Annotated in this window: 13 protein-coding genes; 6 read left to right on the top strand and 7 right to left on the bottom strand. The window is 38.3% G+C overall.

What is annotated here, in order from left to right:
* Window positions 1-301: 301 nt before the first annotated feature.
* Window positions 302-1534, top strand: coding sequence for a phosphoglycerate dehydrogenase (gene serA, locus AAV97_RS03225; protein ID WP_046759793.1), 1233 nt, complete (start codon window positions 302-304; stop codon window positions 1532-1534).
* A 151-nt stretch (window positions 1535-1685) separates the two neighbouring features.
* Entirely contained in the window at window positions 1686-2555 is an 870-nt protein-coding gene (locus tag AAV97_RS03220; RefSeq protein WP_005035458.1) for an EamA family transporter, read from the top strand.
* 43 nt (window positions 2556-2598) lie between these two features.
* On the opposite strand, the gene AAV97_RS03215 is transcribed toward AAV97_RS03220, so the two are convergent.
* The 4 genes from AAV97_RS03215 to AAV97_RS03205 all read right to left on the bottom strand — a co-directional run bounded on the left by AAV97_RS03215 (window position 2599) and on the right by AAV97_RS03205 (window position 7020).
* Complete coding sequence (locus AAV97_RS03215) at window positions 2599-4344, bottom strand: FAM171 family protein (protein ID WP_228136504.1); 1746 nt, start codon at window positions 4342-4344, stop codon at window positions 2599-2601.
* A complete protein-coding gene (locus AAV97_RS21350) occupies window positions 4341-4604 on the bottom strand; it encodes a PKD domain-containing protein (RefSeq protein WP_228136503.1) in 264 nt (87 codons plus the stop codon). Before AAV97_RS21350 ends, AAV97_RS03215 begins: the two co-directional genes overlap by 4 nt.
* 244 nt (window positions 4605-4848) lie before the next feature.
* The gene (locus AAV97_RS03210) at window positions 4849-5568 is read right to left on the bottom strand and encodes a metallophosphoesterase (RefSeq protein ID WP_046759792.1); all 720 of its coding nucleotides are present in this window, start codon (window positions 5566-5568) and stop codon (window positions 4849-4851) included.
* A gap of 15 nt (window positions 5569-5583) precedes the next feature.
* On the bottom strand, window positions 5584-7020 hold the full coding sequence (locus AAV97_RS03205; RefSeq protein WP_046759791.1) for a tetratricopeptide repeat protein: 1437 nt from the start codon (window positions 7018-7020) through the stop codon (window positions 5584-5586).
* Between the two features lie 169 nt (window positions 7021-7189).
* On the opposite strand from AAV97_RS03205, the gene AAV97_RS03200 reads away from it, so the two are divergent.
* Entirely contained in the window at window positions 7190-8068 is an 879-nt protein-coding gene (locus tag AAV97_RS03200; protein ID WP_046759790.1) for an EamA family transporter, read from the top strand.
* A gap of 118 nt (window positions 8069-8186) precedes the next feature.
* Here AAV97_RS03200 and AAV97_RS03195 read toward each other — a convergent pair whose 3' ends face one another.
* The 3 genes from AAV97_RS03195 to truB form a co-directional block, all read right to left on the bottom strand.
* Window positions 8187-8648, bottom strand: coding sequence for a hemerythrin domain-containing protein (locus AAV97_RS03195; RefSeq protein ID WP_046759789.1), 462 nt, complete (start codon window positions 8646-8648; stop codon window positions 8187-8189).
* Between the two features lie 176 nt (window positions 8649-8824).
* Entirely contained in the window at window positions 8825-9592 is a 768-nt protein-coding gene (locus tag AAV97_RS03190; RefSeq protein WP_046759788.1) for a sulfite exporter TauE/SafE family protein, read from the bottom strand.
* Between the two features lie 82 nt (window positions 9593-9674).
* Window positions 9675-10580: a tRNA pseudouridine(55) synthase TruB gene (truB, locus tag AAV97_RS03185; protein WP_004826452.1), complete on the bottom strand. Its 906-nt coding sequence runs from the start codon at window positions 10578-10580 to the stop codon at window positions 9675-9677.
* 135 nt (window positions 10581-10715) lie between these two features.
* Between truB and AAV97_RS03180 the strand changes: the two genes are divergently transcribed.
* The 3 genes from AAV97_RS03180 (at window position 10716) to AAV97_RS03170 (ending at window position 13805) form a co-directional block, all read left to right on the top strand.
* Entirely contained in the window at window positions 10716-11750 is a 1035-nt protein-coding gene (locus tag AAV97_RS03180; RefSeq protein WP_046759787.1) for a lipase secretion chaperone, read from the top strand.
* 31 nt (window positions 11751-11781) lie between these two features.
* Entirely contained in the window at window positions 11782-12765 is a 984-nt protein-coding gene (locus AAV97_RS03175) for an esterase/lipase family protein (protein WP_046759786.1), read from the top strand.
* A 68-nt stretch (window positions 12766-12833) separates the two neighbouring features.
* On the top strand, window positions 12834-13805 hold the full coding sequence (locus tag AAV97_RS03170) for an esterase/lipase family protein (RefSeq protein WP_046759785.1): 972 nt from the start codon (window positions 12834-12836) through the stop codon (window positions 13803-13805).
* The last annotated feature ends 258 nt before the right edge of the window (window positions 13806-14063 follow it).

The following is a 14063-nucleotide window of genomic DNA, read 5'->3' as shown; positions in this document are numbered from 1 at the left end:
TGAAAATTTTTCAGCATATTTTTTAGCCTAAATCTTCAATCTCACCGATTTCAGCACTATTTTACCCAGATGACTGCTCAGGATAAAGTACAGATTTGATTCACATTATCCACACTTTGTATATAAAGCCATCAGCAATCATGATAAAAATCAATGCATTAGCATTTCATTTGATTTTTGAATAATGCTTATCAGAAATCGTAGATAAAATATCCACTGTAGTGTCACAATCAAAATATCTATAGAACAAGGTCTATGGTATCATATTGCGACTAAATTTGGCCTTTGTAGCGGAGCCGTAATGAGCCAACATCTTTCACTACCTAAAGATAAAATTCGTTTCTTGTTGTTAGAAGGCGTTCACCAAAACGCGATCGACACATTAAATGCTGCTGGATATACCAATATCGATTACCGTAAAACTGCGCTTGAGGGTGAAGTGTTGAAAGAAGCGGTGAAAGATGCTCACTTCATTGGTATTCGTTCCCGTACACAATTAACTGAAGAAATCTTTGAAGCTGCGAATAAATTGATCGCAGTGGGTTGTTTCTGTATCGGAACAAACCAAGTGAATTTAAATGCAGCCATGATTCGTGGTATTCCTGTATTTAACGCACCATATTCAAATACTCGTTCAGTTGCAGAACTTGTTCTTGCAGAATCGATTCTTTTACTTCGCGGTGTACCTGCTAAATCTGCATCTACACACCGTGGTGGTTGGAACAAGTCAGCTGTCGGCTCGTTTGAAACACGTGGAAAAACTTTAGGTATCGTGGGTTACGGCTCAATTGGTTCACAACTTTCAGTTTTGGCTGAAAGCATGGGTATGCATGTGATTTATTATGATGCTGTGACCAAGCTTCCTATGGGTAATGCACGCCAAGTTGGTTCTTTAGATGAATTACTTGCCAATGCTGATGTGGTTACTTTACATGTTCCAGATGTTCCTTCAACACGTAATTTCTTTGCAAAAGATCAATTTGCAAAAATGAAAGAAGGTTCAATCTTCCTCAATGCAGCACGTGGTACATGTGTTGTTATTGAAGATTTAGCGGATGCGATCAAATCTGGTCATATTGCTGGTGCAGCAGTAGATGTATTCCCGAAAGAACCGAAAGCCAATGGTGAGGAATTTGTTTCTACTCTTCGTGGTTTAGACAATGTGATCCTTACACCACACGTTGGTGGATCAACGATGGAAGCTCAAGCCAATATCGGTTTAGAAGTTGCAGAGAAATTTGTTGCTTACTCAGATAAAGGTATGACTTTATCTGCTGTAAACTTCCCTGAAATTGCTCTTCCATTGACTGAAGGGAAACACCGTTTACTGCATATTCATAAAAACGTACCTGGTGTTCTTTCTAAGATCAACAACCTGTTCGCTGAACATGGAATCAACATTTCTGGTCAGTCTTTAATGACTAAAGGTGACGTTGGTTACTTGGTAATGGATGTAGACGCAACTGCATCTCAAGAAGCGCTTGATACTCTTCATGAAGTTGAAGGTACAATCCGCGTTCGCGTATTGTTCTAAGGCTATTAAGCTTGAAAAACCACAGGAACATTCCTGTGGTTTTTTTATTGGTCATTACTTCAGATCAAATGTACAATCATCTCTAAGACTGCACTTCGTTAAAAATTCAAATTCTTAATACATATCATCCTTATTCTAAGTATTTCATAGCATGCTCAATTTAAAAAATGCACCACATCTACAAGCGATCGCTTTACTGTTTTTTGCCATGATCAGTGTGCAAAGTAGCGGTGCTCTTGCCAAAACGCTGTTTGAACAATTTCCAGTATTGACGATTTCTGCGATGCGTCTGCTTTTAGGTGGCTTGATTCTAGCTGTCATTTTTAAAATCTGGCAGGTCAATTTAAAGCAAGTCAAATGGTCATCTATTATCAGTTACGGTTTGGCACTTGCTGGAATGAATGCTTTATTTTATCTGTCTATTCACCGTATTCCGCTAGGCATTGCTGTCGCTTTTGAATTTATCGGTCCACTGAGTGTTGCACTTTTCCATGCGCGTCGAAAATTTGATTTTATTTGGGTCGGGCTTGCAATTCTCGGCTTAGTTTTATTGTTTCCTTTTGACCAAGCACAACATCACCTTGATCCTGTTGGAATTGCTTTTGCCTTAGCTGCTGGCGCATGTTGGGCTGTTTATATTGTTGCAGGGCAACGTCCCTCTGGTGTTTCGGGAAATCACACCGTATGTTTGGGCATGTTTGTGGGAACACTGTGTTTATTACCGATTGCCTTGTTCTCAGGGATGCCGATTGAAATTTTTCAGCCATCGAATTTAGTCTATTTTATTACATTGGCTATTTTGGCAAGTGCTTTGCCGTTCTCTTTGGAAATGATTGCTTTAAGAAATTTATCCGCTTTAAGTTTTGGGACACTGATGAGTCTTGAGCCTGCAATTGCAGCATTCTCAGGGTTTATTTTCTTAGGTGAACAATTGTTATGGACACAATGGTTAGCTTTAGCCACCATTATCAGTGCTTCAATTGGCTGTACAGTGACTGCCCAAAAAAGAAAGCAAATCTAAAAAACCACCTCGAAAGGTGGTTTTAATGAGTTTTATTTAAAAACTACCAATCAGGTGCACCCATCAATAGTTTGATCATGGCATTCTGATCAGGCTCAGATTCAAAACCTATTCGCTCAACCCATTCTTGCCCATTGTCTTGTATCAATGCATAAATACTTAAATAACCAATAGGACCTTTTCCACTTGCAAGAAAACCTGAATATTGATTTGGTAGTTGAATTTGTACTGGTTTTCCATAAATAGCATTAAACGTTAAGGTTTCCTCCTCTACACCATCTAAGCCATATACCGTAATTTCTATATTGCAAGACTTTCCAATTAATTCAGGCATAACTTCCCAATTGCCATTAGGTTCAATGGGTCCATTTGAAGAATCAATCAAACTGGTACAAACGGCAGGGAAAGTTAAACCTTTACTACTGCTGTAAACAACTTCACGATCAGTCAAAACAATATTCACATTACCATTTAAACCTGAAACTTGTTTACCTTTGTAACGTACCCATTGATTGGTTTCAAAAATTAAAGCGCTTTGTGCTGACCAGTCCAACTGTCCATCTGAATCGTTTATACCTGTGATCAAGCGTCCGCCATCTTGCGCTACAGAAAAGTCAAACTTCTCATTTATTTTTCCAGAGCAGGACAGTGCTGTGCCATTAGGAAGCTCACATTTTATAAAATGATCCGTCGTCGGTTTTCCGAGATCAATGATCACATTACCTGCGGTTGTTGAAGTTTTTTCTCCCAACAACGTACCTGTGAGGTCTTTGGCTGACCAATAAATTGTACCGCTTGAAGGCATATTCACTACGGTTAAGCCTTCTTTAGCAACACTATTTGATTTGGTTAAAGCAGAACCATCATTTAGGGTGATTTTTGCCGTGACATAACATGGAATCGCCTCTCCACTAGATTGACACTGGACAAAGACTGAACCCGCATTTTCAAATTTTAAATCCCAGTTCCATGTCGAAAAATGACGCACTGTCGCATGTACAGCAAGACCTGTAGCAGATTGATTTGATGTAATGACTTGACCTTTACCTTCCTCAATCCACAATCCACTGCTTTCGTCGAAATACCACATAGGAATTTCAGTTCCAGCTTTCATTTCTTGGTTATTGAGACTTTTTACAGGTAAATTCATTTGAATATCTGCTGTTTTCCCATTTGCAAGTTGTAGTTCCTGACCATTGGCATCTTTAAATGTTGCGGTAATCATCCCTGCGCTAATCAGATCAACAATGTTACCTTGTGCATCTTTTGCCACGCCATTGGCAGGCATCGCATTTAGATCAGCATTGGTGATATCCCAAGGCGTAAATTCGACATTTACTGCACCCATTGCCAACTCACCATTATTTTTTACAAAAGCGTTTGCAGGAATCGTAATGGTTGCACCCAAATTTTGAGATTGAATCACTTGAGCCATAGAAATTTCAGATACAGGGACAACCTGTTTGATCGCCAATAAATTTACAGATAGTGCTTTTAAATTTGCCACCTCATACACGATGGACTGACCAATAAAACCGGCTTTTTCAAACTGAGCAACCACTGTTTTTGTCGCTTGAGGAAGTATAAGGTTCAAACTTGCACGACCATTTTGATCCGTTTTTATACGCTGCCCTAGTATGGTAACATCCGCATCAGGAATGGATGCACCATTAACAGTTTGAACCAGAATTGCAACTTCTTTATTGGTTGTGATTGCACCCTGTTTTACTTTTATTTTTTGTGTGGTGGAGCTGGTTTGTCCCGCAAGATCGGTGACATTCAATGTCACTGTATATTGCCCCACTTGCGTATAAGTGTATGTTCAACTGTGGCACCCGTTCCCTGAGTACCATCACCAAAATTCCAAGCATATGTGCGAATTGCATTGCCTTCTTTTGCTTTATATACCGTACTTTTCGTCGCATCAAATTTGACAATTTCGCCTGTACTTGGTGCAACAGGACTATATTCAAATTTTGCGGTCGGCTTACATGCAACCAAAAATAAGCCAATGAATGCCAAAAGTACCCATTTTATATAGTTTTTCATTTTAATCGCCTTTTTTACTAATTTTGTGACACGCTTAACAAAATTAAGTTTAGTATGTATTTATTTTTCGATATAGGCATTTTATTTCAAAAATTTGATGCTATTTTTCTTATGATGTACCTAGCTTATTCAACAAAATAACAATAAATTTCAATCAATAGAGTCGTAAAGTGTAATGAGATGATTACTATTAGGAGTGATTCTAAAATGAAGTTGATTTAAAACAACATAGAATTTTATTGGATTAAGATTTGATTACACGTTGCTGTTTTTCTATAGGAAGCTGGCAATCTATTTCAACAAGTGTTAATTCACGCCCAAAACAAGCACCCGTATCGAGAAAATAGCAGTTGTGCTTCTTTGTCACATAATCAACCACAGTATGCCCCAGAAAAACCTGCTCAACCCCTTTAACATTCGAATAACGCATAAAGCGTTTATTTTTAATTCGTCCTCTCCCCCAAAGTGCCAACTCTCTACTTTTCGCTTTTGTCGATAATTTAAAAGCTTCCCAATCATTAAGATCAATATCTGCATGCACAAAACCATATTTTTTGTTTTGATGTATGACTTCTAAAAGTACAGGTAATGTTTCCAGCTTCTCAATCACTTGTTTTTGTTGTTGCAAACTTAAAGCATAAAACCATTCACCCCCATGTTGGGCGTGCAGATTTTTCATCAGGGGATCGACATGGGATAAAATGCACATTTCCTCATGATTGCCGAGGATGCTTTTAAACCACGGCTCATCAATTAAATTCAAACATTTCAGACTCTCAGGACCTCGATCAACAAGATCCCCTATAGCAATTAGCACATCAGTTTGAAAATCAAAGCGTACATCTGCCAATTTTTGCATCAATGCATCATAGTGACCATGAATATCCCCCACCACAAATAAGCGACCTGTGTGGTGAATATATGTCTCTACATGTGCAAAAGTGCGTTGTGATAAATTATTCATCTGCTGAACTTTGATTTAGAACTCAATCGATGCCGCTTCAATATGCTGATTTTCTTTTGCTAAATCTAGATATTTACTGGCTGTTTTCTTATTTTTTCGTACACCGATTCCATCTTTATAAATTTTAAACAGTTCGAAATAAGAATCTATATCACCATGATCCGCTGCCTGTTTAAATAAATCTGCACTTAGACTCAAATCAACATCAACACATTTACCCTCTCGATACATTTGTCCGAGTAGAAAAAATGCACGTGGTACTTGGAGTTCTTTTGCCTTATTTAACCAATCTAGTGCTCCTTGAGCATTGTCTTGACGCTGTTCAAAAATCGACATACACAGCATCGCCTGTGTATGTCCTTTCTCAGCCGCAGCATTTAATAAGGGTAAGTGATGTTCATGTTCTAAAGGCAATAACATAGACAGTTCAAATTGTGCATCTGGATGATTTTGCATTGCTGCTCTTTCTAACCAAGAAACACCTTGATCCAGATTTTTTTCAGTGCCTAAACCATAACGTAAACATTGAGCTAGCGAATATTGTGCGGGTACATGCCCAGCAACTGCTGCATGTGATAATAATTCAACAGCCAGTGTGGCATATTCTTGGTGTTTTTGTTCAGTCTTGGCATTTTCAGCGTTTTTGAGCAAGTTTACTGCGGCTAAGTAAGCCGACTCAATATGTCCATTTTTCGCAGCTTTGAGTAAAAACTCTTGAGCAAGTGTGGCATCACCTTGATCACGTTGTTGCTCAACTAAAGCACGAACATAACAACCAAAAGGGTCATTGTGTTGTTGAGCAATTTCAGCATATTTGAAAGCAGCATCTAGATTGTGCTGCGTGAAATAACTAAATGCCAATAAGGCACAGGCAAAATGATCTTTTTCAGCAATTTTGAGTAATTCATTTTGTACTTTGATCGGGTCAAATCCAGAAAACTCGACACAAAACTTCAAACTATTTTGATGCTGGTTTTTTAAATAATTGTCTAAAAGCAATTGGTAAGCAGTTTGCGGATCTTGTGCAAGTTGTTGTTGTGCATAGACAAAAATTGCCTCTGGATGGTTCAATTGGACAGCTTGTTGCAAGTGCATCAATGCTTGTGCCTGAGTCAACTGATCGCTTGCATGGTTCAATCCAAGATAAGCGAGCTCTAAATGTGCTAAACCATGATTAAGCTTTGCGGCATGTTGAAAAAAAAGAATGGCGGAAGGAATACTTTGGTTTAAATAACGTCCCAAGACATGCCACTGACCTAACAAGGTACTTGCGGGCGCAAAGTCTTGATTCGATGCATTGACCAACAAATCCACACGTGCCTGAGCATCTTGTTCAGTTTGTGCAAAGCCTTGTTGTTCTAATTTGAGGACTTCGATATACCAAGCTTCTGCTTGTGAATGTTGCGCCCCATTTAAGGCTATATTTTCAGTATTGTTCGTATGTCCTGACATCTTTTATTCCTAACACATGTGCCATTGCAAGTATAATCTTTCACATCTTACAGAGGAGTACCCATAATCTCAAAGCAAAATATTAAATGAATATTCATATATTTACGAAATACCAAAATAAATTTAAGAAAGTGTTAAAATCTATCCAATTCTTTTTTACACCATAAACATGCCAAACTCTCAACTCACTGCTGTGCTTTTCATGGTTTTATCTATGGTGGCTTATCAGATCAGTGCTTCATTTGCCAAACAGTTGTTTGAAGTTTTAGATCCCATTACGGTCGTGACTCTAAGGTTATGTTTTGCTTCCATTTTAATTATTTTGATGTTCCGTTCATGGAAAATTATCAAACGTTTACCTTATCTAAGATGGAAAGAACTTTTATATTATAGTGGTTCCGTATGTCTGATGAATGTATTGTTCTATGCATCTTTAGGCAAATTACCGCAAGGAATTGCTGTTGGGCTCGAGTTTTTAGGTCCACTGACTTTAGCACTACTCTCGATTAAACAAAAAAGTGATTATATTTGGGTATTCCTCGCCATCATAGGTATCGCCTTAATGGTGCCTTGGCATGATGCCAATGCGCATAACTTTTCTTATCTTGGTGCAGCATTTGCGCTTGGTGCGGGTATTTGCTGGGCAAGTTATATTTACTTTGGTCAGAAAGTGGTACGCCAAAATATAGGTATGCATGCGCTCAGTATTGCGATTGTTCTCTCGGCACTGGTGATGTTACCAATCAGCACAGTACATGATTCACAGGCTTTATTACAAACTCAATATTGGGGTAAAGCCTTACTGATTGCGCTTTTGGCAACAGCAATCCCTTATGCTTTAGATCTACTGGCACTCAAACAACTCAGTAAAATGAGCTATGGTACCTTGTCCAGCTTATCCCCTGCTCTGGCAGCAATTGCTGGAATGGTTTTACTCAATGAACATATTACAACATGGCAAATTATTGCTTTAATTTGTATCATGACCGCTTCTGTAGGGGTAACCTTCCGTTCTGCACGAAATCCAGCAGCACTCAACAATGACTGATCTTTTTCAGTCATTGTTTTAAGCGTGCCCTATCCAATGTATGAAGATCTAGCGTCAAGCTAAATCGAATTGATTTTAATCAAATCTTAGTGGTTACGATCAGGTGAATTGAGTAGGATTACTCAATCAAACGCATTATTTCTTTTGCTTTATATTTTTTATATTCTGACAAATATTTTTTCGCTAAGGTTATTTTCTGATTTTCATCTAAAATTTTCCCTGCTTTCATAAAAAAATTTTGCTCTTTCTGGTAGATGTGCCCTGCAACAGTATCTGATAACCTCTTTGCCAACACCAACCAACGTGAATGACTAAAATCAGTTTGTTCTAAAGAATCTAAGATCGCCTCCATTTCTTGATATTCAGCAAGCGCCAAACGAGTAATATTTAAACCTGAATCCGTCATCATTAACGGACTATAAAAATAACGATCCTCGGCAACTGCATGTGCAAATAGTTCATTTTTGAGTAAATTAAAAATTTTCCGTCGTTCAGGTGTATCACCTGATGTATGAATGAGCTGTTCAGACAAATCCTTCTGAATCCTGTGGCTTTCTCGTAAAGCCTCGAATATGTTCATCAAAATCCCTCTTTTTTTGATTCTACGTGAGCGCTGATTTCTTTTTTATTGAGTCGATAAATTTCGCTGAATAAGTCATCAATCATAAATAAACCATCAAAAAAAAGCCCCACAAAATTTAAGAGTTTTTTGTATCAAAAAAACTTAAATTTTGTGGGGTGTTTTGAATATAAGACTTAAGCCATGAACATTTGGTATCCCAAACGACAAATCAAGATACTGACTAAAATTAAAAATAAAATTCGAATAAAACCACTTCCATATTTCAACGCCATTTTCACGCCCACCAGTGAGCCACAAATATTGGCGACTGCCATCATTAAGCCCAATTGAAATAGCACATGCCCTGTGGGAATAAAGAAACTCAATGCTGCAAAATTGGTCATGAAATTGCCGATTTTCGAAAGTGCCGAAGCATGGAGAAAGTCAACTTTCAAATAACGAATAAAATAAAAAATAAAGAAACTGCCTGTGCCTGGTCCAAAAATTCCATCATAAAAACCGATCAATAAACCACCGACACCTGCGATCAACAGCATTTTATGGGTGACTTCCTGTTGAAAATGTACTTGTCCAAACTGTTTCTTAAAAAACGTATAGATTGCGATGACAATCAACATAAATAAGACAAAGGGACGTAAAATTTCCTGTGGAATTAAAGAGACACAAGCAGCACCACCAAATGAACTGATGAAAGCTGTGATCCCGATAACCGCAAGCAATTTCCATTCAATTTTGACTTGTTTTAAATAGGAAAACGCTGCGGATGCTGTTCCGCAAATGGATGCAAGCTTGTTAGTACCAAAAACCGTTGCCGTCGGATAATGAGGCAACGCCCCCATCAAAGCAGGAATTTGAATCAGTCCCCCACCTCCGACAGCAGCATCAATCGCGCCCGCACAAAAGGCAAAAAACACTAAACTGAGAATAATATCAAATTCCATAACATTCACTTATCTTTTAACGGTGCTATATTTGAACAGTGCTCGTTCTTCAATCCACTGAATTTTGAGGCAATATTTCTAATCAAAGATTTAAAACACGTTTCGGTACCAAGCGCTTCTTATCCGTAATTTCAGCCAGCCCTAAACATTTTTCACCATCGAATACAAGCACTTCTGCGACTGCAACATGATCTATATTACTTTCCATACCGCGGCAGAAATATTCTGCACGACCTTGAGGTACCTGAACCTTTAAAAAATGATCAATTGGTGCATATACAGGAAGCAACAACTTTTCTCGCTCTTGTTCAGTTAAGCTTTCCAAATATTCAATGGTATATTCGGGGATTAAATCAAAGTGACCTGTCTGAATCCGATGTAAATAAGTCAAATGCCCATAGGTTCCTAATGCTTTGGCAATATCTTCACCTAGCACTCGAATATAAGTCCCTTTCGAACAAGTGATATCTAAAGTCAGGCTTTGCGATGTAAACTCAATAAGTTCAACAGCAAAAATATGGATAGGTCGAGCCTCACGCTCAATTTCAATGCCTTGACGAGCCAACTCATACAATGGACGTCCTTGTTTCTTTAAAGCTGAATACATTGGAGGAATTTGCTGTATGTCACCAGTGAATTGTTTCAAAACCTGCTCAATATTCGCTTGGCTTAATTCAGGTACATCTTTTTCTAACAAGACCTCGCCTTCCACATCACCTGTAGTTGTACTGTGCCCCAACTGAATGGTTGTACGATAACGTTTGTTCGAATCTAATAAATAATGCGAAAACTTGGTCGCTTCGCCTAAACAAATCGGTAGTAAACCCGAAGCCAAAGGATCAAGTGCACCTGTATGCCCGGCTTTTTGTGCTCGATACAACCAACGAACTTTTTGCAATGCTGCATTTGAACTAATGCCCAATGGTTTATTCAATAAAAATACACCACTGATATGACGACGTGGAATCTTCTGGGCTTTTGAGGACATCTTGATCTTTATACATAAGTTGATGGGTTATTTTAACAAAAACCACTCATCTATTTTTACAAATTTTATATTTGAAACTTGCGGTTTTATGGCAAATTATTTTTGAATAAAAATACAAAAAATATAGGACATTAGATGGATTCATCTAGAAAAAAAGCGCTTGGGATAGTGTTGTTTATTATTTTAGTGGTGATTTTGGCAGTCATTTTCTGGCTTAAACCCAGTCATCAAACAGCTGAAGCACATCAGACTTCGGACGATACAAATCAGTCTGAAGGACAAATTGCCGCTTCTCAGCTTTCAACATCAGAAGCGCTAAGTTTTGCCAGCAAGAGCCAACAAGACACGCAAATTAATTGTCAAATTCGAGTAGATGCTTCCAACCGCTTAATTGTCAATGAACAAACCAAAGACTGTTTTGAATATTTCATTACCCAGTATGGTGAAAAAACAATTGAACAAATCAAGACAGATTTCCAGCGTTATCTTCAAACAAGCTATAAAGAGCCTGTTCTATCTCAGTTGAGTGATTTATGGACACGCTACATGGATTACCGAAGTAAATTAGCAGATTTACAAGCACCCAATGCGGACAAGGAAAGTGCAAAATACTATCAACAGATTGTGGACAATACCAAAAATTTAAGAAAGAAATTCTTCTCAGATTATGAAATCCAAGGTCTATTTGGTACGCAAGATACCTATGACCAATATACCGTCGATCGAATGGCTGTGATGGATGACGCATCCTTATCTGCAAGCGAAAAAGCCAAAAAACTCAAAGCATTGTTTGATCAACTTCCTGAAGATTGGAAAGAAAATCTGCAACAACTGAATCAACTTGAAGACCTCAGAAAACTCACAGCAGACATTAAAGCACGCGGTGGCTCAGCACAAGAACTGCATCAAATGCGTACTAATCTTGTTGGTCCAGAAGCAACTCAACGTTTAGAAACATTAGATGTCCAAAGAGGTGACTGGAAAAATAAAGTGAACCAGTATTTATCTGAGCGAGACACTATTCTCAACAGCAATATGAGTGATTCCGCTAAACAAAGTGCAATACAACAACTCAAATCACAACAATTTTCCAATCAACAAGAACAACTTAGATTACAAACATTTGAAACGGTACATGACCAAGGAGGTAAATTACCGTTTGCAAATTAGTCAATAAAATTGTGACATAACCGGAAAAAAAATGAAAAACAGGACAATAAAAAATCGTTTGGGGCTCAGTATATGCTGTGTGTTGGGACTTGGTTTAGCCAGCTTGACACAGGCATCTCCAGGCATTTTGCAAATCAAAGATACAATCAAATCAGATTATGCAAAAACTGCATATCCTATAGTCATGACACATGGTTGGCTCGGATGGTCTCGAATCGGAAATGAGCGTTTTAATATTGACTATTGGTATCAGATCTTACCCGACATGGCGCGTAATGGTGCAACAGTATTTGCAGCACAATTGTCTCCTGCCAATACCACTGAAGTGCGTGGAGAACAACTGATCACTCAAGTAGAAGAGGTTTTAGCACTCACAGGAAATGACAAAGTCAACTTGATTGGACACAGTCATGGCGGTCCAACTATCCGCTATGTTGCAGCGGTTAAACCTCAATATGTCGCATCTATCACGGGTGTAGGTGGAACTTTTCGAGGTTCTCGTGTTGCCGAAAGCATTCAAAATAATCAAGCAAGTAAAATTTTGATGAATATTTTGGGACAATATATTGTTGGTCCACTGATCGCATGGGTACAGGAAAATCCAGATTTAGCGATTAACTTTGATGCCTCGATGAAATCGCTCTCAGAAACAGGCTCTTCTACATTTAACAGCAAATTTCCAACAACTGCACTCGCCACAGATTGTAATAAAACGGGTGCGAAAGTAGAAAATGGAATTCATTATTACTCTTGGGGAGGAACTGCGCAAACCACAAATTTATTAGATATCGATACCCTATTAATGCAACTTGCCCCCTTAGTGTACGGCAACACTGATAATGACGGCATGGTACCGCGCTGTAGTACGCATATTGGGCAAGTGATTAGAGATAATTACGATTTAAATCATACCGATTTAGCCAATATGATGTTTGGTTTACGAGGTTGGTTCTCACAAGATCCCGTAGCCTTATATCGACAGCATGCCAATCGTTTGAAGTTACAAGGACTGTAATCTACTCCAACTTACAATTCTAGAAATTGTGAGTTATTTATCCAGTTAAAACAAAAAGAGTATTTAAAATGAAATTAAAGATCGGTTCACTCGGGCTGGGTCTCGTCCTCGGACTCAGTGGAATGACAGTCTCAGCATCAGGGCTACAAAGTGTCACTCCAACCTATGTCAGTTCTGACTATGCAAAAACCAAATATCCAATCGTATTTAACCATGGCATGTTTGGTTTCACTCGGCTTGGTACATCATCATTTGGCTTAGATTATTTTTATCAGGTGCTCCCCGATCTTGCTCGAAATGGTGCGAAGGTCTATGCAACACAGGTTTCTCCTTTAGAAAGCACTGAGGTTCGTGGTGAGCAACTTTTACAACAAGTTGATGAGGTTTTGGCATTAACAGGATCAGCCAAAGTGAATCTCATTGGACATAGTCATGGTGGTCCAACCATTCGTTATATTGAAATCGTTGCACCTGCCAAAGTAGCATCTTTAACTGCTGTTGCAGGAACGATAAAAGGCTCTAAAGTTGCAGATGATATATTGAGTAATCAAGGCGCGAGTGCGCTGTTAACCGTTGTAAGTCAATATATTTTAGCGCCGGTGATTACGTTACTGGAAAATAATCCATCATTACCCAACAGCTTAAATCGTTCTTTACAAAGTATTAGTGAAAAAGGTTCAGCTGAATTTAATGCAAAATATCCAAGTGCAGCGATTCCCAAAGATTGTGGTCAGGGGCAAAAAGTGACTTCAAATGGTGTCTACCATTATTCATGGACGGGTAAAGCACAATTGACCAATGTTCTTGATCTGACTGATGCTGCAATTTCTACCCTTGCACCTTTGTCATATAAAAATCTAGATAATGATGGCTTAGTCACTCGTTGCAATACCCATTTAGGACAAGTGATTCGAGATAATTATGATCAAACCCACTTGGATGAGGTCAATCAAATTTTAGGGTTACGCGGATTATTTTCACCGAATCCAGTTGATCAATTTCGCCAACAAGCCAATCGCTTGAAATTAGAAGGCTTATAATATTTCTAATCTAAAATATTTACTGTGAGGTCAACAACAGTAGATTTTATTTATGTTTGATTTAAAAATAAAGCGCTCAAATCCTGTTGCCATACGACCGTTATGGCAACACATCAATTCATTTTTTACCAAGAAATAAAATATTAAGTTACAGTTTAGGTTGTTTTTCATCCAAATCTCATCGATAACCTCGCTTCAGCTTTGCTAGGTTAAAAATCGATACATACCAAAAACCCCTCAATAATAAAACCAACGGAG

Source organism: Acinetobacter sp. Ag2 (genome assembly GCF_001005515.1).
GTDB lineage: Bacteria > Pseudomonadota > Gammaproteobacteria > Pseudomonadales > Moraxellaceae > Acinetobacter > Acinetobacter bereziniae.
This window is presented reverse-complemented; position numbering and strand designations above follow the sequence as displayed.

Bases quoted from the DNA above. Each gene is read 5' to 3' on its own strand.
- serA (WP_046759793.1), top strand. From the start codon at position 302: ATGAGCCAACATCTTTCACTACCTAAAGATAAAATTCGTTTCTTGTTG.
- AAV97_RS03220 (WP_005035458.1), top strand. From the start codon at position 1,686: ATGCTCAATTTAAAAAATGCACCACATCTACAAGCGATCGCTTTACTG.
- AAV97_RS21350 (WP_228136503.1), bottom strand. From the start codon at position 4,604: ATGAAAAACTATATAAAATGGGTACTTTTGGCATTCATTGGCTTATTT.
- AAV97_RS03210 (WP_046759792.1), bottom strand. From the start codon at position 5,568: ATGAATAATTTATCACAACGCACTTTTGCACATGTAGAGACATATATT.
- AAV97_RS03205 (WP_046759791.1), bottom strand. From the start codon at position 7,020: ATGTCAGGACATACGAACAATACTGAAAATATAGCCTTAAATGGGGCG.
- AAV97_RS03200 (WP_046759790.1), top strand. From the start codon at position 7,190: ATGCCAAACTCTCAACTCACTGCTGTGCTTTTCATGGTTTTATCTATG.
- AAV97_RS03195 (WP_046759789.1), bottom strand. From the start codon at position 8,648: ATGAACATATTCGAGGCTTTACGAGAAAGCCACAGGATTCAGAAGGAT.
- AAV97_RS03190 (WP_046759788.1), bottom strand. From the start codon at position 9,592: ATGGAATTTGATATTATTCTCAGTTTAGTGTTTTTTGCCTTTTGTGCG.
- truB (WP_004826452.1), bottom strand. From the start codon at position 10,580: ATGTCCTCAAAAGCCCAGAAGATTCCACGTCGTCATATCAGTGGTGTA.
- AAV97_RS03180 (WP_046759787.1), top strand. From the start codon at position 10,716: ATGGATTCATCTAGAAAAAAAGCGCTTGGGATAGTGTTGTTTATTATT.
- AAV97_RS03175 (WP_046759786.1), top strand. From the start codon at position 11,782: ATGAAAAACAGGACAATAAAAAATCGTTTGGGGCTCAGTATATGCTGT.
- AAV97_RS03170 (WP_046759785.1), top strand. From the start codon at position 12,834: ATGAAATTAAAGATCGGTTCACTCGGGCTGGGTCTCGTCCTCGGACTC.